The sequence below is a fragment of the Corallococcus exiguus genome, from assembly GCF_009909105.1.
GTDB lineage: Bacteria > Myxococcota > Myxococcia > Myxococcales > Myxococcaceae > Corallococcus > Corallococcus exiguus.
In genome coordinates this window covers 227,171-243,844 of record NZ_JAAAPK010000010.1, presented here as the reverse complement: position 1 = coordinate 243,844, position 16,674 = coordinate 227,171, and the positions used below count along the sequence as shown (strand labels likewise).

12 protein-coding genes are annotated in these 16,674 nt (G+C 71.3%); 7 read left to right on the top strand and 5 right to left on the bottom strand.

The window, feature by feature from the left end; translation table 11 throughout:
* Window positions 1–123 precede the first annotated feature (123 nt).
* From GTZ93_RS31880 to GTZ93_RS31865, 4 genes are all read left to right on the top strand, one after another.
* Complete coding sequence (locus tag GTZ93_RS31880) at window positions 124–2,439, top strand: MFS transporter (RefSeq protein WP_139922192.1); 2,316 nt, start codon at window positions 124–126, stop codon at window positions 2,437–2,439.
* Entirely contained in the window at window positions 2,432–3,616 is a 1,185-nt protein-coding gene (locus tag GTZ93_RS31875; RefSeq protein ID WP_139922190.1) for an ABC transporter substrate-binding protein, read from the top strand. Before GTZ93_RS31880 ends, GTZ93_RS31875 begins: the two co-directional genes overlap by 8 nt.
* Window positions 3,613–8,349: an nSTAND1 domain-containing NTPase gene (locus GTZ93_RS31870; protein WP_161663176.1), complete on the top strand. Its 4,737-nt coding sequence runs from the start codon at window positions 3,613–3,615 to the stop codon at window positions 8,347–8,349. The genes GTZ93_RS31875 and GTZ93_RS31870 overlap by 4 nt, the downstream gene beginning before the upstream one ends.
* Window positions 8,350–8,446: 97 nt before the next feature.
* The gene (locus GTZ93_RS31865) at window positions 8,447–9,058 is read left to right on the top strand and encodes a glycoside hydrolase family 19 protein (protein WP_120576501.1); all 612 of its coding nucleotides are present in this window, start codon (window positions 8,447–8,449) and stop codon (window positions 9,056–9,058) included.
* A 61-nt stretch (window positions 9,059–9,119) separates the two neighbouring features.
* On the opposite strand, the gene GTZ93_RS31860 is transcribed toward GTZ93_RS31865, so the two are convergent.
* Together GTZ93_RS31860 and GTZ93_RS31855 are read right to left on the bottom strand one after the other, a co-directional pair.
* On the bottom strand, window positions 9,120–9,542 hold the full coding sequence (locus tag GTZ93_RS31860; protein WP_120576500.1) for a hypothetical protein: 423 nt from the start codon (window positions 9,540–9,542) through the stop codon (window positions 9,120–9,122).
* A 122-nt stretch (window positions 9,543–9,664) separates the two neighbouring features.
* Complete coding sequence (locus GTZ93_RS31855) at window positions 9,665–9,970, bottom strand: hypothetical protein (protein WP_120565777.1); 306 nt, start codon at window positions 9,968–9,970, stop codon at window positions 9,665–9,667.
* 183 nt (window positions 9,971–10,153) lie between these two features.
* On the opposite strand from GTZ93_RS31855, the gene GTZ93_RS31850 reads away from it, so the two are divergent.
* The gene (locus tag GTZ93_RS31850; RefSeq protein ID WP_139921624.1) at window positions 10,154–11,605 is read left to right on the top strand and encodes a hypothetical protein; all 1,452 of its coding nucleotides are present in this window, start codon (window positions 10,154–10,156) and stop codon (window positions 11,603–11,605) included.
* A gap of 73 nt (window positions 11,606–11,678) precedes the next feature.
* On the opposite strand, the gene GTZ93_RS31845 is transcribed toward GTZ93_RS31850, so the two are convergent.
* A complete protein-coding gene (locus GTZ93_RS31845) occupies window positions 11,679–12,005 on the bottom strand; it encodes a hypothetical protein (RefSeq protein ID WP_120576498.1) in 327 nt (108 codons plus the stop codon).
* Window positions 12,006–12,041: 36 nt separating this feature from the next.
* Window positions 12,042–13,184 (bottom strand): patatin-like phospholipase family protein, encoded by a 1,143-nt coding sequence (locus tag GTZ93_RS31840; RefSeq protein ID WP_158627563.1) that lies wholly within the window; start codon window positions 13,182–13,184, stop codon window positions 12,042–12,044.
* 210 nt (window positions 13,185–13,394) lie between these two features.
* Between GTZ93_RS31840 and phbB the strand changes: the two genes are divergently transcribed.
* Complete coding sequence (phbB, locus tag GTZ93_RS31835) at window positions 13,395–14,120, top strand: acetoacetyl-CoA reductase (RefSeq protein WP_120576496.1); 726 nt, start codon at window positions 13,395–13,397, stop codon at window positions 14,118–14,120.
* 12 nt (window positions 14,121–14,132) lie between these two features.
* Window positions 14,133–15,950, top strand: a complete 1,818-nt coding sequence (locus GTZ93_RS31830; protein ID WP_139921620.1) for a PHA/PHB synthase family protein — start codon at window positions 14,133–14,135, stop codon at window positions 15,948–15,950.
* 52 nt (window positions 15,951–16,002) lie between these two features.
* Here the strand turns inward: GTZ93_RS31830 and GTZ93_RS31825 are convergent, their stop codons facing one another.
* A complete protein-coding gene (locus tag GTZ93_RS31825; protein ID WP_161663175.1) occupies window positions 16,003–16,536 on the bottom strand; it encodes an RNA polymerase sigma factor in 534 nt (177 codons plus the stop codon).
* Between the last annotated feature and the right edge of the window lie 138 nt (window positions 16,537–16,674).

The following is a 16,674-nucleotide window of genomic DNA, read 5'->3' as shown; positions in this document are numbered from 1 at the left end:
GGGGTGTGGGCATGCCCGTGGGACGGCACATGGATGCCTTTGTGAACCGTTCACACCGACAGGGGCCAGGCCGTCCTTGGAGACAGGGCGCGGCGCATGAAGCCGCTCATTCGCGAGTGAACCATGTCTGTCCATTCCCTCCGGCACGGGCGCGGGTTGCGCCGGGCCCGGCTTGGCGCCCTCCTCCTGGTGCTGGCCGCCTCGCTCGGAGGAGTCGTCGCCCTGGGACTGGGCGAGGCGTGGCGCGGGGATGCCCGCCTCCAGTTCGAGCGGCTCGCGGCGCAGGGCGCGATCCTCCAGGGGCCGGTGGAGATGTTCCTGCGCGTGGGCATGGCGCTGGAGCAGTTCACCGGCTTCACCCAGCTGGCGCGCACGCTGCGCCAGGCGGACCCCACGCTGGAGGCGGTCCGCGTCCTGGACGACCAGGGCCGGCTGCTCTTCTCCGAGCCCCCCGGCCCGGAGGTTCCTGCCCCCGCGGCTCGCCGCGTGCCTCCCCTGCCCCACCAGCGCTTCGCGGTGACGGAGGACGCGCACTCCTTCCGCGTGTCGCTGCCGCTGTCAGACCGCTTCGGGGAAGTGGGCCGACTGGAGCTGGTGATGTCCCGGGAGGCCGTGTCCCAACGGGTGCTGCGGCGCTTCCAGCCCCTCTTCACGCTGCTGGGGGGATGTCTGCTGTTCCTGGGGGCCTTCGTGTCGGGCGCGCAGCGGCTGTGGATGCGGCATCCCCGGCGCTGGCTGGGTGCGGCGTTCTCCTTGAGCTTCCTGGCCCTGACGCTGGCCACGTCCCTGGCGCTTGCGGACCTCTATTCGGATGGGCTGCACCAGCGCACCAGCAGCCTGGCGCATTCGCTGGCGCGGCGGCTGAACGAGGCGGCGCGGCTGGGCCTGACGCTTTCCCACCTGCGGGGCCTGGACACCCTGCTGGAGGAGTACCAGCGCACCAACGCAGACCTGGGCTCACTGGCGCTCATCGCGGATGAGCGGGTGCTCGTGCAGGTGGACGCAGGCGCTGGGCGCACGGGAGACGAGCGCTTCGAGTACACCATCGACCTGGAGCTCACGGAGGGCCCGTGGAACCTCCCCGTGCGTCTGGAGGTGGACGCCGCGAAGGGCGCGCTCCAGGCGCGGCTGTGGCGCACCGTCCCCGGCTTCCTCTTCCTCTTCGCCGCCTCGAGCCTGTTGGGCCTGCTGGTGCTCGGAGCACTGTCGCCCCTGCCCCGGCGTGGCTCTGGCTCGCGCGTCTTCGAGCAGCGGACGGTGGGCCGGCTCCAGCCCCTCGCCTTCCTCGGAGGCTTCCTGGAGGGACTCCCGTTCGCATTCCTCCCCGTCGCCGCGGAGGCCCTCCTCCCGGGCGGCGGCGCCGCGCTGCTCGCCGTCGTATTCCAGGGGGCCTGCGCGCTCGCGCTCGTCCCCTCCGAGCGTTACGCGCGGCGGGGTCACCTCGGGCGCTGGCTCGTGGTGGCCCTGGGCGTGTCCACCGCGGCGTTCGCGTTGATGGCGTTCACCTCGGACCTGCGCGCGTGGCTGGTGCTGCGCGGGCTCTGCGGGTTCGGGTTGGGGGCGCTGGCCGCCGGGACGCGGGCGTATCTGCTCGCCGCGCTTCCCTCGGGACAGCCGCCCCGGCGCATGGCGCGGCTCACCCTGGCCCGGGGTGGCGGCCTGCTCGCCGGCACGGTGCTGGGCGCGCTCGTGGCGGCCCACCTGGGACCGTCCCCGGTGTTCCTGTTCGCGGCCCTCTGTGGCCTGGGCGCGCTCGCGTATTCGCGGCACTGGCTGCCCCCCGTGGAAGCTCGGGACCGGTCCGCCGGGCCTCGTGCCTTCCGCGCATCCCTCACGCTTCCGCCCCTGCCTCCGGGGGCGTGGAGTCCGCGCGATCACCGCTGGGCGCTGCTGTTCGTCGGGCTGCCGTCGTGGCTTTCGCGCGGGGGAGTGCTCGGACTCGTGTTGCCCCTATGGCTCGTGGGCGAGGGTCAGGACACGGACCGCATCGGGCAACTGCTCGCTCTCGTCGCGCTGGGCGCGTTGCTTCCCCATGCCGTACCGGCGCGCCTCGACGGGAGCAGGAGGCTGCTTCAGGGGGGCGTGCTGGGCACCGGGCTGTCACTGCTCGCGCTCGCGGCCTTCGGCTCGTTGGAGCCCGTCCGCGCGCTGGCGCTCTGCCTTCTGGGAATGTCCCTCGGGCTCGTTCACGTCCCGCTCGACCACCACGTCGAAAGCCAGCCGGCGGAGAGCACGCGCAGGCGCTCCTGGGCCTCCATCACGCCGCTGCTCGGCGCGCTCGCGCAGTGCGTGGGGCCGCTCCTCGTCAGCGCCTTCTGGAGGCCCTCGGAGGATCCGCTCCCGGTGCTCGGAGGGCTGGGCGTCGGAGTGCTGCTGCTGGGGGCCGCCCATTCCTGGATGACCCGGGCCTCGCCCGGTCGCGAGGTGCGCCATGCGTGACTGGCTGTTGGGCCTGATGTTGCTGCTGTGCGTGCCCTGTCCGGTCCAGGCACAGCCGGACGACATCTCCACCTGGGTGGCCCTGCCGCCGGAGACGCTTCGCGGCTGGCGGGTGGAGGCGACCGCGCAGCGGATCCTCATCACCCCTGAACAGCCACCCACGCCCCAGCTCCAGGTGCGCGAGGTGCTGGTGTTGCTCACCGTGGCCCAGAGCAGCCTCAACTGGATCCTGGAGGGCATGCTGCCCGTGCTGCGCAATCAGCGCGTGCGGGTGGGCCTCACGCTCTACAAGCTCGGCACGGGCCGCGAGGAACAGGAGCGGATGCTGGCGCTGGCGGACTCCGGCCAGTTCGACCTCATCGTCGCCATGGGCTCGGACGCGACGCGCTTTCTCTACAACCGCTTCGGCAACCAGCCCACGCCGGTGGTGGCGCTGTGCAAGGCGCCGGAGCTGTGGCTGGGCTTCGAGGAAGGCGCTTCACAGCAGGCCAAGCCGGACAACATGGCCTTCGTCTCGCTGTCGCTCTCCCCCGATGTACAGCTGCACTACCTCCAGGAGCTGCTGGGCCCGTTGAAGGCGCTGACGGTGGTGTACGACCGCCGCAACCAGAGCACGGTGGAGGTGGAGGCGGAGGCCATGCGGCGGCTGTCCGCTCGGGACGGCTTCCAGCTGCTGGAGCTGGCGGTGGAGGGAAAGCGCGGCGCGGAGGAGACGCTCTCCGAACAGCTTCCGCGCATGGCCCGCGCGATGCGGCAGATAGACCCCGACGGCCGGCACAGCCTCTTCTGGGTCACCACCTCCTCCGCGGTGTACGACGAACTGGAGCGCATCGATCGGTACTCCGAAGGCATTCCGGTGCTGGGCTCCGTGCGCGAGGCCGTGCGCGAGGGCAACTCCAGCGCGGTCATGTCCATTGGCGTGCCCTTCAAGAGCGCCGGCCAGCTGAGCGCGCGCTACATGCTGGAGGTGCTGGGCTCGCGCCTCCCGGCGTCGCGGCTGCCCATGGGGGTCATCTCCCCGCCGGACCTGGCCATCCACCTGCGGCGGGCGCAGCAGCTGGACATCAAGCTGCCCTTCCACTTCCTGGAGCAGGCCAGCTCCCTCTACGACCTGGATGGCCGGCTGGTGCGCCAGGACGGACAGCCCGCCGTGTCCGCTCCCGCGGCCTCGCCATGAGCGCCGCTGTCGCGAAGCCCGCGCCACTGGAGCTGCTGCTGGAGCTGGTCCGCGCGCAGGAGGCGGGCGACCCCTTCCACTTCCGGATGGAGCCGCAGGAGTACCTCTTGCGGCGCGCCCGGGGCAGCTACGCGCGCGCGGCGCTCGACTGGGAGCCGGCGCTCCTGTCGGACCTCGCGGAGCTGGAGAAGCCCCAGCCGGACCGCAACGTGGTGCAGCGTCTGGGGGAACGGCTGCGCGCCTTCCTGGAAGGCGTGGGCTGGGACGCGCAGGCCAACGACATCACCGCCGCCGTCCAGGTGGGGCGCCCGGTGCACCTCACCTTCCGCTTCGCCGCGGCGGAGCTCTTCGCGCTTCCCTGGGAGCTGCTCACGCTGGGCACTTCCGGGCGCACCGTGGCGGAGCTGCCCGGCGTCTTCATCCGCTACGAATGGCCCGCGACCGGAGACGTGCCCACGCAGGGCACCTCACAGCAGGGCCGCGTCCTCTTCGCCTGGTCCGCCGCTGGAGGCCAGGTGCCGGCCCGCGCGCATCAGCGGGAGCTGAGCGAAGCCTGTCGAAAGGGCGCGTACCCATTCGAGCCGGACCGGGACGTCCTGCCGCACGTCTCGCTGGCGTCGCTGTCGGAGGCGCTCAACCGGCCCGGCGAACCCGTGTCCGTGCTCCACCTGCTGTGCCACGGCGGCCGGCGCGGACAGACGTATGGATTGCTCTGGGACGCGTCATGGGAGGGCGGCGAACCGGAGCTGGTGGATGGCGCGACGCTGCGTCAGCTGCTCATGCCCCACGCGGCGACGTTGCGGCTGGTGGTGCTGTGCGCGTGCCAGAGTGGCGCGGGCGCGACGGACAACCACCTGGGCAGCGTGGCCCAGGCGCTCCATCGCGCGGGACTGCCTGCGGTGGTGGCCTCGCGCCTGCTGCTCTCCGTGCCGGGCTCCGTGGTGCTCACGCGCGCCCTCTACCGAGCGCTGCTGGTGACGCCCGCGTCGCTGGAGGAGGCAGTGGGGCACGCCCGGCGCCTGCTGGCGCTGGACACCACCGCGGTGGATCACGTCTCGCTCCAGCTCTACGCGCGCGCGGAGCACGGCGGAGACACGCGCCCGGTGGCGCTCCGGCCCTACCGGGGCCTGCTGCCCTTCCAGCAGGAGGACCGCCGCTTCTTCTTCGGCCGCGGGTCGCTCCAGCAGGAGCTGCTCCAGCGCGTCCACGAGGCCGTGGAGGGCCAGCGTCCCCGCTTCCAGGTGCTGGCCGGCGTCTCCGGCAGCGGCAAGTCCTCGCTCGCCCTCGCGGGCCTGCCCCAGGAGCTTCGGGCCGCGGACTGGGAGGTGCGGCTGCTCAAGCCCGGACAAGGCGCGGCGGAGGCGCTCCACGAGGTGCGCCAGGTCCCACCCGAGCGCTGGCAGCTCTTGCTGGTGGACCCCTTCGAGGACCTCTTCACCGCGATGGAGTCCCCGGCGCGCCGCGACCTGGCCACCGCGCTGTGGAGCCTCGCGAAGGATCCGGAGCGCCGGGTGGTGGTGCTGGCCACGCTCCAGGTGGACTACCTGGGACGCTGCGGCGACCTGGTGGTGGACGAGGAGGGCACGCGTCTGGACGCAGCCGTGTATTCGGACGCCCACCGCCTCTTCGTCACGGAGCTCCAGGGCGATGCGCTGCGAGCGGCCATCGAGGGCCCCGCGCACAAAGTGGGCCTGCGCTTCGAGGCCGGGCTGGTGGACCGGCTCCTCCAGGAGGTGGGGCAGGAGCCCGGGTCGCTGCCGCTGCTCCAGTACGCGTTGGATCAACTCTGGGAGGAGCGCGAGGGACAGCAGCTCACCCACCGCGCCTACGCGGCCCTGGGCGGCGTCGCGGGGGCGCTGAAGCGGGCGGCGAACCGGCTCTATGGATCATTGCCCCCGAGCGCGCAGGAGCAGGCGCGCCGGCTGCTGGTGGAGCTGGTGGACTTCCAGGGCGGGCCCTCGCATGGCAGGCGTCGGCGGGTGCGCTCGCAGCAGCTGCGCCCCACTCCACCGGAGCCCCGCGCCGACTTCGACCGGGTGCTGGGCGTCCTGCTCACCGCGCGGCTGCTGACCCGGGAAGAGGACGCGGCGGGCGTGGAGTGGTTGCAGCTGTCGCACGAGTCACTGCTGCGCACCTGGCCAGAGTTGGCGGAGTGGGCCCGCGCGGACCGCGAGCGCATCCAACACTTCCGCGAGCTGGAGTCCTGGGCCCGGGACTGGATCGCGCACCGGAGCGCTCCCGACGGCGGCGCGCCCTACCTCCTGTCCGGAAGCCGGCTGGGCTACGCGCAGGACATCCTGCGGCGCTACAGCGAGGAGCCGGGCGAGGACGTCCTCCAACTGCTGGACGCCAGCATGGCCTCCGCCGAGGCCCACGACGCGTCGGCGCGCCAGCGCCTGGTGCGGATGCTGGTGGCCGCGCTGGTGGTGGCGGGGGGCATGGCGGCGCTCGCATGGAACGCGCGCCAGCTGGAGGCCCGAGCCCAGAGTGAGCGGCAGGAGGCGCAGCACCACGCGCAGCGCGCCCGGGACCTGGTGCTGCTGGACGTCGCCCGGAAGCTGCGGCGGGACAATCCCACGCTGGCCCTGCTCATGCTTCGCGAGGTCCAGGAGCCCGGCCGGCTCCGGGGCTGGGCCCAGGATGTGTCCGCGGTCCTCCAGGAGCCGCTGAGCCGCGCGGTGCTGCGCGGCCACGCCCAGGCCGTGGTCCACGTGGAGGTCAGCTCGGACGGGCAGCGCGTGGTGACGGCGTCGAAGGACGGCACCGCGCGGCTGTGGCGGACCAGTGGCGAGGGCGCGCCGGTGGTGCTCACCGGCCACGCGGGGCCCGTCTACCACGCCACCTTCAGCCCGGCGGGAGGGCAGCGCGTGCTCACCTCCTCGCATGACGGCACGGCGCGGCTGTGGAACACGGAGGACGGCGCGTTGCTGCACACGTTCCGGCACCGCGGCGTCGTGCAGTGGGGCGCCTTCAGCCCGGACGGCCAGCGCGTGGCCACGGCCTCGCGAGACGGGCTGGCGCGGCTGTGGCGGGTGGACGGCACCGGCGAGCCGCGCGAGGTGCGGCACCGGGGCGCCGTGCAGACCGTGGCCTTCAGTCCGGATGGACGGTGGCTGCTGACGGCCTCGCTGGACGGCACCGCGCGCCTGGTTCGCGTGGAGGGGACGGAAGGCCCGCGCGAGCTGCCCCACCCCGCCCCCGTCACCTCCGCCACGTTCGACCCGGAAGGCACCCACGTGCTGACGGTGGCCCGGGACGGCGTCGCGCGCGTCTGGCCCGTCAACGGAACCACCGCCCCCGTGGCGCTGAAGGGACACCAGGGCGAGCTGACCACCGCGCGCTTCAGTCCAGACGGGCAATGGGTGGTGACCGCGTCGGTGGACACCACCGCGCGCCTCTTCCAGGCCGATGGGCGAGGCGAGCCCCGCGTGCTGCGCGGCCACCAGGGCGCCGTGCGCCTGGCCACCTTCGGGGGACCGCTGGGCGAGTGGATCCTCACCGTCTCCTCGGACACCACGGCGCGGCTGTGGTCCGCGCGCGAGGACACGCCGCCCCGACTGCTGCTCGGCCACCGGTCCACCCTGCTGTGGGGCGGCTTCGGTCCGGACGGCAAGCAGGTCGTCACCGCCTCCGTCGACGCCACCGCGCGAGTGTGGCGCCTGGACGCGCCCCAGGACTCGCTCCCGCTCCAGACGTCCGCCGGTTTCCTCTGGTCTGTGGCCTTCAGCCCGGACGGCACGCAGGTGGCCACGGCGTCGCAGGACGGGGCGGTGCGCCTCTGGTCGGAGGACGGCCGGGCCACGCATGTCCTCAGGGGCCATGCGCAGGACGTGCGCTCCGTGGTCTTCAGTCCAGATGGCCGGTGGCTGCTGACGGCCTCGCTGGATGGAACCGCGCGCCTGTGGCCGACGGACGGAAGCACGGCGGGCCGGCGCGTGCTGGCGTCCCAGCGCGAGCCCTTCTTCGGCGCCGCCTTCAGCCCCGATGGACAGCGCGTGGCGCTCGCATCCAGCCCGCGTGCCACCCGCATCGTGAGCGTGGCTGGGGCGCGGCCGCCCGTTGCACTGGAGGGCCACGGCGACCAGGTCCGCTCCGTGGCCTTCAGCCCCGACGGCCAGCGCCTCATCACCGCATCTCAAGATGGCACCGCCCGCATCTGGAGCGCGGAGGGGCGCCTCACCGCCACGCTCTACAGCCACGACGACTGGGTCCTCTCCGCCGCCTTCCATCCGAAGGACCCCACCCAGGTGCTCACGTCCTCGCAGGACGGCACGGCGCGCCTCTGGACCGTGGAGAACGGCCGCGTGCGAGGCGTGCGCGCGCTCCTGCGCCACGACGCGCCGGTGCCCTGGGCCGCCTGGAGCCCGGATGGCGGCCGCGTCGTCACCGCGTGCGCGGACGGCCGTGCCCGCGTCTGGCTCACGGACGCGCCCGGCGAGCCGTACCTCGTCCTCTCCGCGCACGAGGGCGAGGTGACCTCGGCCGTGTTCAGCCCCCGCGCGGAGGAACCCCGGCTCGTCACCGGCTCCACGGACGGCAGTGCCCGGGTGTGGCGTCCGCGCGAGCCGCTCCCCATCGAGCGGCTCCAGGAGAAGCTCCAGGCGACCAGCTCCGCGTGCCTGACGCCCGGCGAGCGGCGCGGCCTGCTGGGCGACCTGCCCGCGAAGGCCCTGGAGGCCAACGCCGCGTGTGAGCAGCGGCACGGACGCGCACCGCTCCCGGACGAGCCCTGAAGCCTCCCAGCGGCGCTCACAAATCCCAGACACCCGGCGTCTTCCAGGCACCCACGGCCCGGCCTCCGCCGGGGCCGGCAACCCGGGAGTCCACCCGATGGCCCTCTTTGGCTTTGGTTCCAAGTCCCCCAAACCCTCGCAGTCCGACGAGTCCACCGAGCCGAAAGGCGAGACATTCCAGGCGCTGACGCTGGAGCAGCTGCGTTCGTTCCTGACCCGACTGCCCAAGGCGCGCGCGCAAGAGGTGCTGCCGCACCTGAACGACGCCATGTCCGAGGCGGGCATCAACACCCCGCGCCGCCAGGCCGCGTTCCTGGCGCAGCTGGCGCACGAGAGCGCCGAGTTCCGCTACTTCGAGGAGCTGGCGACCGGCCGCGCCTACGAGCGGCGCAAGGACCTGGGCAACGTCAAGCCGGGCGACGGCGCGCGCTACAAGGGCCGCGGGCCCATCCAAATCACCGGCCGCACCAACTACCGCGCCGCGGGCAAGGCGCTGGAGCTGGACCTGGAGGAGAACCCCGCCCGCGCGGCCGACCTGGACGTGGGCTTCCGCACCGCCGCCTGGTTCTGGAACAGCCGCAACCTCAACAAGCACGCCGACAAGGGCGAGTTCGACGCCATCACCCGGCGCATCAACGGCGGCTACAACGGCAAGGCCTCGCGCGAAGCCTACTACCAGCGCGCGCTGCGGCTGCTGGACAAGAAGTGAGCTGAAACACGAAGAGCCCGCGACCTGAAGAAGGCCGCGGGCTCCGTTGTCGTCATGGCGTCTACTTGCGCTTGGACGGAGTGGACGCGGGCTCGGTCGTCGCTTCCTCCTCCGTGGAGGCGCTGCCGTCGGAGGACTCGACGGTGCCGCCCGCCAGGTGCTTGCCTCCGGGACGGAACAGCATGCGCACCGTGAGCTTGCTGGAGTCCTTTTCGTTGAGGTCGTGCAGGCGCGTGTGTTCCTTCTTGGTGCCGCCGCCGAAGAGGGAGAACCAGCGCTTGGGCTGCGGCTTGTCCTCGGGGATGTCGCTGTCCTGCTCCGTCATCTCGAACTCGAAGCTGGCGGAGACCTCCAGCTCCGCCACGGAGAAGGAATAGTGCTTTCGGGCCGTCTCCTCCGCGATGTCCAGCGAGGACTGGACGGCCAGGATGAGGTCGTGGATGAGGACTTGCGCGTGGTCAGGCGTGGGATTGGGCTTTGCCATGGGATGGGATTGAGAAAGGAAGGGTGGATGGCGAACCGCCACCGCCAGTGCTCCAGAACGAAGCACCGGCGGCGACGGGTGTGTCTTGCTTCAGCGTGTTCCGGTCAGACAGACGGCTGGCTTCAGGCGCCGCCGCCGGTGCTGCCACCCTGGGCCGCGAGCAACGCCGCGGGCTTGATGGTGCACTTCACGGTGAGCCCCATGTGCTCCTTGTAGTCGAGCGTGAGCTTCTCCTTGATGCTCATGCGCCAGACGTTGAGGGCAACGTCCGTCTCGCTCTTGATCTCGAAGTCGCTCGTGAGGTTCACCTCGAAGTAGTACTCGGCGATCGTCATCGGATCCATGCCGGACGACATGAGGCGCTGCGCGGTGCGGGCGGCACCCGCGAAGGCGATGATGTAAGCGGACAGCTGGGCGGCGGACTGCATGGGCGTGCTCCTGGGATTGGGTTGACGGCGGATGTGCCGGGCACTGCGTCCAGAGGACGGCGCACGCCATTTGTGTGTGAATGCCAACGCCAGACATCCCCGGCTCACACGGCCGCCCTCCGCCGCGTCCTGCCGTCACGCGCACGACTTCCCGGGCGCGCACGCCAGGAGCCATCCCCAAAGATGAGCACGCAGAACGTCGAGCTGTTGTTGTCCCACGCCGATTCACACGAGCCGGTGGCCCCCGACGGCCTGCCCGCCGACGCCGCGATGCAGGCTCCGCGCGACGACGACGCGCAGGGGCGCGAGGAGCGCCACCTCTGGGACGACGGGGAAGACCCCAACTCCCTGCCCGCGCAGCGCTGGGGGCTGGTCGCGCCGGAGGGGCCTGAAGGAGACCGGCTGCTCGCGCTGATGGAGCCCCTGCGCCGGCACCGGCAGGAGCAGCAGGAGGGCCACCCGGTGCGCGTCTACCGGGTGAGCGCGGAGCTGGCGGCGGAGGGGCGGAACCTGGAGGACTTCACCCGCTGGGTGCGCGTCGTGCTGGACGACGAAGCGGTGCCCGTGGCGGACCGGCCCCGCTACCTGCTCTTCCTGGGGGACTTCCACCAGGTGCCCTTCGAGCTGCAGCAGGCCGCGGCCCACGACGCCTACGTGGGGCGGCTGGCCTTCCGGCGCGACGAGGACTACGCGGCCTACGTGGACAAGGTGCTGCGCTGGGAGAACGCGCCCTCCGCCGAGCGCCAGCCCCGCTCGCTCTTCTTCACCGTCCACGACGGCACCGCCGCGACGCGGACGGGCTACCAATCATTGGTGGCCCCGGCCATCGCGTCGGCCCGGCAGGCGCGGGAGCTGGGCCGCTTCCCCGCGCGGGACGTGCTGGAGCTGGGCATGCCGGGAGAGCCCGGCGCCAACGCACTGCTGGAGCAGGCCGCGCACCAGGACCCCACCCTGCTCTTCTCCATGAGCCACGGCCTGGGCAGTCCCCGCGCGGGCTGGCGGAGCACCGACGCGAAGCTCGCGCTCCAGGGGGCGCTCAACCTGGGCGAAGGCCAGCACCTGGATGGCGCGGCGCTGGCCCAGCGGCCCTTCCTGCCCGGCGGCATCTGGTTCCTCTTCGCGTGCTTCGGCGCGGGCACGCCGTCGCGCAGCGCCTTCCATCACTGGCTGAAACAGTTGCAGGCGGGAGGCCAGTTCAGCGGGAGGCTGGAATCACTCACCGCGGCGCTGCCCCGGCCCGGGGAACGCCCCTTCGTCGCCGCGCTGCCGCAGTCCGTGCTGGCCAACCCCCAGGGACCGCTGGCGGTCATCGGCCACGTGGACCTGGCGTGGACGTATGGCTTCCAGGACCGCGACCACCGCCAGGGCAAGGTGTCCCGCTTCATGGAGCCGCTCCAGCAGCTGGCCCGGGGCCGGCGCGTGGGCCTGGGCTTGAGCTGGCTGCTGCGAGGGGGACACCAGGCCAACCTGGAGCTGACCACGCTGTATGACCAGGAAGAGGCGGCCCGGAGCGCCGGGAAGCCCTCCACGGTGGATCCGCTGCGGCGCTCGCACCTGTGGATGCTCCGTCAGGACCTGGGCGGCTACGTGCTCCTGGGCGACCCGGCCGTGCGTCTGCCATTGGCTCCGCGCTGACGGTTTGAAACAACAAGAACCCCGGGCGGCGCGCAAGGGCCCCCCGGGGTTCGAGCTTCGCGACGCCCAGGGCTCAGGTCGAGCGGTGCCCGCGGCGCTCCACACCGTGCAGCGTGAGGTTGCGCAGGGTGTCGTCGGCCAGCTCGAAGATGCTGGCCTGCGCCTTCAGCAGTTGGTCGTGCACCAGCTGCTCCAGCGCGTAGAACGGCGCCAGGGTCTCCAGCGCCTTGCGCGCCCACTCCTCGTGCTGCGAGCGCAGCGGCCGCGCGGCGGCGTCCCCCTCCACGAACTGGCGGGAGTATTCGAGCGCGGAGCGCTGGGCGGCGATGGCCTGGTGCAGGGCGCCCCGCCCCAGGTCCATCAGGTGGGCGTACGGATCGACTCTCTTCGCTTCGGTCATGGCATTGCTCCTTCGGGTCAAGACAGGTGGGTTCTTCTAGAGGCGGTGGACGACGGCGCCCCCTTCGGCCGGCGCCAGGTCCTCGTCACCGAACGCCTGGGGCCCGTTCGCCATGGGCTGCGTCCACGGCGAGGTCGCCAGGGCACGCTTCATGTCCCGGTAGCCGTCCGCCTGGCGCTCCGCGATGGAGGCGCGGGAGAACTCCGCATCGCTGCTGGAGATCTGGTGCTCACCGCGCTGGTACGTCAGGTGGATGATGTCCAGCCGGGGCGCGGGCTTCGCCAGGGGCTCGTCGCTGAACGCGAGCGGCGAGGACGCTGACATATGCCGCGTCACCCGGCTCGAGGTCTGGCGCAGGTTCCACACGGTCGCGAACTGGTCCACCTGCTGCGACGTGCGGCCCGCGAACTGGATGGACTTCATGCGCCAGCTCGCCTCGTCCATGTTCTGGGGCAGCGGCGCGCGCGCCTCGAACAAATCAATCATGAAGACCAGGGAGTGCCGCTGGGGCGGGTCGTCCAGGATGGCGTTGAGCGGCGTGTTCGTGACGCAGCCGCCGTCCCAGTACAGCTCCCCGTCGATGAGGCTGGGCGGGAAGGCGGGCGGCAGCGCGCCGCTGGCGAGCACATGGTCCGGCCCCAGGGCGCTTCGCGTGTTGTCGAAGAACACCAGGTGGCCGTCGCTCACACGGGTGGCACCCAGGCTCAGCCGCGTCGCACGGGAGTTGATGTATTCGAAGTCCACCAGCCGCCGCAGCGTCGAGCGCATGGGCCGGGTGGAATAGAAGCTCAGCGCCTCCGGAGAGCCCGGCGGCGCGAGCAGCGGGGACAGCGCGCGGGGCGCGTAGAAGCCGGGCTGGCCGAAGAGCAGGCTGGTCATGTGGCTGCCCAGGTTGAAGAGCTGGCGCAGGCGGCCCTTGAAGAGCGAGCCCCACTCACTTCCCGGCCAGGACACCTCGCGCCAGAACGCCTCCAGCCGCTCGAGCCGCTGCTCCGGGCGGTTGCCCGCGACCAGCGCGGCGGTGAAGGCGCCAATGGAGATACCGGAGACCCAGTCCGGATGCAGGCCAGCCTCCTCCAGGGCCTGATAGGCCCCCACGTGGTAGGCGCCCAGGGCCCCGCCGCCTTGAAAGACGACGATGACCTGCGGGCGCTCCTGGGGTGCTTGCGGCTGTGTCATGGATGTCCTCTCGCGAATGCTGCGGTGGAGTGCTGCCCCGGAGGAGCGGGGGGCTGATGGATCCCAATCCACCCTTCCCAGTCCCCCGCTCCCCGAGGCAGCGCTCCAGGGACGGCCGCGGCCACGCGGTTGTGAATCCACGCCGGTCCTCATTCACATCCGGCGGGCGTCCGCGTCCTTCAGGCGCAACTTTCAACCCTGGAGACAGACATGAGTGGACGCGTGGCAGTGGTGACAGGAGGAACGCGCGGCATTGGCGCGGCGAGCGCCGACGCCCTGCGGCAGCAGGGTTACCGCGTGGCGGTCACCTATTATGCGAATGAGCAGGCGGCGCAGAACTTCACGGGGCGCACCGGCATCCCGGCGTTCCGCTTCGACGCCGCCAACACCGCCCAGTGTGTCGCGGGCGTGAAGAAGATCGTCGAAGCGCTGGGTCCCATCGAGGTGCTGGTGAACAACGCCGGCATCACCCGGGACGCCATGCTGCACAAGATGACGTCCGAGCAGTGGAACGAGGTCATCCAGACGAACCTCACCTCGTGCTTCAACCTGTGCAACGTCGTGGTGGGCCCGATGCGCGAGCGTGGCTTCGGCCGCATCATCAACATCGGGTCCATCAACGGGCAGACGGGCCAGCTGGGACAGACGGCCTACGCGGCGGCCAAGGCGGGCATGCATGGCTTCACCGTGGCGCTGGCGCGCGAGGGCGCCGCCCGCGGCGTCACCGCCAACCTCATCGCGCCGGGCTACATCGACACGGACCTGGTGCGCACCGTGCCTCCGGAGGAACTGGTGCGCATTCGCACGCGCATCCCCGTGGGCCGCCTGGGGCGCGCCGACGAAATCGCCCGCGCCGTGACGTTCCTCGCCTCCGACAAGGCCGGCTTCATCACCGGCTCCACGCTCACCATCAATGGTGGGCAGCACATGTACTGAAGGAGGCCGCGAATGAACGCATCCCTGGAGCCCATGCGGCGCGCCTTCCTGGAAGTCCTCCTCCGGCTGGCGATGGACCCCCAGCGGATGCTCGCGGCGGGAATCGACCTGTGGGGACGCTCCCTGCGCGGGGGCGTCCCACCGGAGCCCGCCCCTTCCGCGCCGGACCGCCGCTTCCGAGACCCGGCGTGGAGGGAGCAGCCCTTCTTCGACGGCCTGCGCCGCGCGTACCTCACCGGCGCGGACTGGCTGGAGGACCTGGTGGCCCAAGCGCCGGGCGTGGACCGGCACACGGCACACCAGGCGCGCTTCTACGCGCGCCAGCTCACCGACGCGCTGTCTCCGTCCAACTTCCCCGCGCTCAATCCGGAGGTGCTCCGCGCCGCGCGCGAGTCCCACGGCCGGAGCCTGCTCAAGGGACTGGAGGCGCTGTGCGAGGACCTGGCGCGTGGCCAGGGCCAGTTGGCGACGCGCATGACGGACCGGCGGACGTTCCGGCTGGGGGAGAACCTGGCCACCACGCCGGGCGACGTGGTCCATGAGGAGCGCCTGTTCCAGCTCATCCAGTACCGGCCCACCACGCCCACCGTCTACCGCCAGCCGCTGCTGGTGGTGCCGCCGTGGATCAACAAGTTCTACATCCTGGACCTGCGCCCGGAGAACTCGTTCGTCCGCTGGGCAGTGGACCGCGGGTACACGGTGTTCCTCATCTCCTGGGTGAACCCCGACGAAACGCACGCGGACGTGGATTGGGAGGACTACCTCGTGCACGGACTGATTGCCGCGCTGGAGGCCGTCTGCCGCGCCACCGGCGAGGAGCGGGTCTCCACGCTGGGCTACTGCATCGGAGGAACGCTGCTGGCGTCGGGGCTCGCGTGGCTCGCCGCCCAGAATGATTCGCTCATCGCCAGCGCGACGCTGCTCACCACTCAGGTGGACTTCAGCGAACCGGGGGACCTGGGGGCCTTCATCGACGCGCCGCGGTTGGAGCGGCTGGAGGCCCACATGCGCGAGCGCGGCTATCTGGAGGGGCTGGAGATGATGACCACCTTCAACCTGCTCCGAGCGAAGGACCTGGTCTGGCCCTTCGTGGTGAACAACTACCTGCTCGGCCGGGAGCCGGCCCCCAGTGACTTCCTCGCGTGGAGCACCGACCCCACGCGCATGCCCGCGCGCGCGCACGCGACGTACCTGCGGGAGCTGTACCTGAACAACCGCCTGGTCCAGCCGGGCGCGCTGTCGCTCGCTGGCGTCCCCCTGGACCTGGGCCGCGTGAAGACGCCCCTCTACGTGCAAGCCTGCCGGGAGGACCACATCGCGCCCTTCCGCTCGGTGTACCGGGGAGCGAGGAACTACCGGGGTCCCGTGCGGTTCGTGCTCGCGGGCTCGGGCCATGTCGCTGGCGTCATCAACCCGCCGTCCGCGAACCGGTATCGCTATTGGGTCCCGAAGCCCCGTCCGGGCGCGTCACCTGGAAACGCACCTGCGTCCATCCCAAACGCGGATGCATTTGCGTCGCATTCAAACGCAGTCGCGTCATTCCAGGACGCGGATGAGATTGCGCTCCGCGGCAAGACGGATGTGATTGCGTCGACACCGGACGCATCGGCGTCCTTCATGGACGCGGATGGAATTGCGTCGCACGCGGACGCCGATGCGTGGCTTCAGGACGCAAAAGAACACTCAGGGTCCTGGTGGACGGACTGGGAGTATTGGCAATCCGAGCGTTCGGGAGAACGCGTCCCGGCTCGGCGCCCCGGCGAGGGAGGGCTTCGCGTCATTGAAGCGGCTCCGGGGCGCTACGTGCGCTCGCGCATCCTCCCGGAATGAGTCGCGCGAGCCGTGCTCCGCCGGCCTGCTCGGACGGAGCACGGACTTGCGCTCAGCGGGGGCACGGCTCTTGCGAAAGGGTGGTCCGAAGGATTCCGTACGCGAGCTGGATGCGCTTTCTCACGTTGCAACTGGTCAACCGGAGCTGTTCAGCAATGTCGGCATAGGACATGTCCTGGAGGTAGCGCATCACCAGGGGCACCCTCAGATTGGGGGGCAGCGCCTCGATGCATTCGCGGACCGCCGCGGCGCTCTCTCGCTGGAGCAGGCCCGCGTCGGGCAGCTGCTCCTGGGACTGAGGCTCCGCGGCCTCCAGGTCTTCCATCCACTCCTCGGTGTCGCCCCAGCGCTGGCGCTCGCGGTGGATGTCCATGCAGACGTTGTGGAGGATGCGTCCCAGCCACGCCCTCGGGTTGAGGATCTTCCCGGGCGACACGTAGTTCTGGTGGGCCCGGAGCATCGCGGTGTCCACCGCGTCCTCCGCGTCCACCACGTTCCCGCCCATCAGCCGCAGCGCCTGCTGCAACAACGGCTCCTTGTGCTGCTCCCATACACGCCAGAAAGAGGGATTGGTGTTTTCGCTCACGGTTTCCAGGGCTCCAAAAGTGCATCTGGAAACGGAGCAGCGAGATGTCTGTGAACAACCCTTGATCATCTCCAAAAAGGGCAGCCCGGAAATCCACGGGAAATCACAAGCCGTAGCGACCAGCGTCTTCCTGGCGTT

Coding starts and splice junctions, on each gene's coding strand:
- GTZ93_RS31875 (WP_139922190.1), top strand. CDS start 2,432: ATGCGTGACTGGCTGTTGGGCCTGATGTTGCTGCTGTGCGTGCCCTGT.
- GTZ93_RS31860 (WP_120576500.1), bottom strand. CDS start 9,542: ATGGCAAAGCCCAATCCCACGCCTGACCACGCGCAAGTCCTCATCCAC.
- GTZ93_RS31845 (WP_120576498.1), bottom strand. CDS start 12,005: ATGACCGAAGCGAAGAGAGTCGATCCGTACGCCCACCTGATGGACCTG.
- GTZ93_RS31855 (WP_120565777.1), bottom strand. CDS start 9,970: ATGCAGTCCGCCGCCCAGCTGTCCGCTTACATCATCGCCTTCGCGGGT.
- GTZ93_RS31840 (WP_158627563.1), bottom strand. CDS start 13,184: ATGACACAGCCGCAAGCACCCCAGGAGCGCCCGCAGGTCATCGTCGTC.
- GTZ93_RS31880 (WP_139922192.1), top strand. CDS start 124: ATGTCTGTCCATTCCCTCCGGCACGGGCGCGGGTTGCGCCGGGCCCGG.
- phbB (WP_120576496.1), top strand. CDS start 13,395: ATGAGTGGACGCGTGGCAGTGGTGACAGGAGGAACGCGCGGCATTGGC.
- GTZ93_RS31830 (WP_139921620.1), top strand. CDS start 14,133: ATGAACGCATCCCTGGAGCCCATGCGGCGCGCCTTCCTGGAAGTCCTC.
- GTZ93_RS31850 (WP_139921624.1), top strand. CDS start 10,154: ATGAGCACGCAGAACGTCGAGCTGTTGTTGTCCCACGCCGATTCACAC.
- GTZ93_RS31870 (WP_161663176.1), top strand. CDS start 3,613: ATGAGCGCCGCTGTCGCGAAGCCCGCGCCACTGGAGCTGCTGCTGGAG.
- GTZ93_RS31865 (WP_120576501.1), top strand. CDS start 8,447: ATGGCCCTCTTTGGCTTTGGTTCCAAGTCCCCCAAACCCTCGCAGTCC.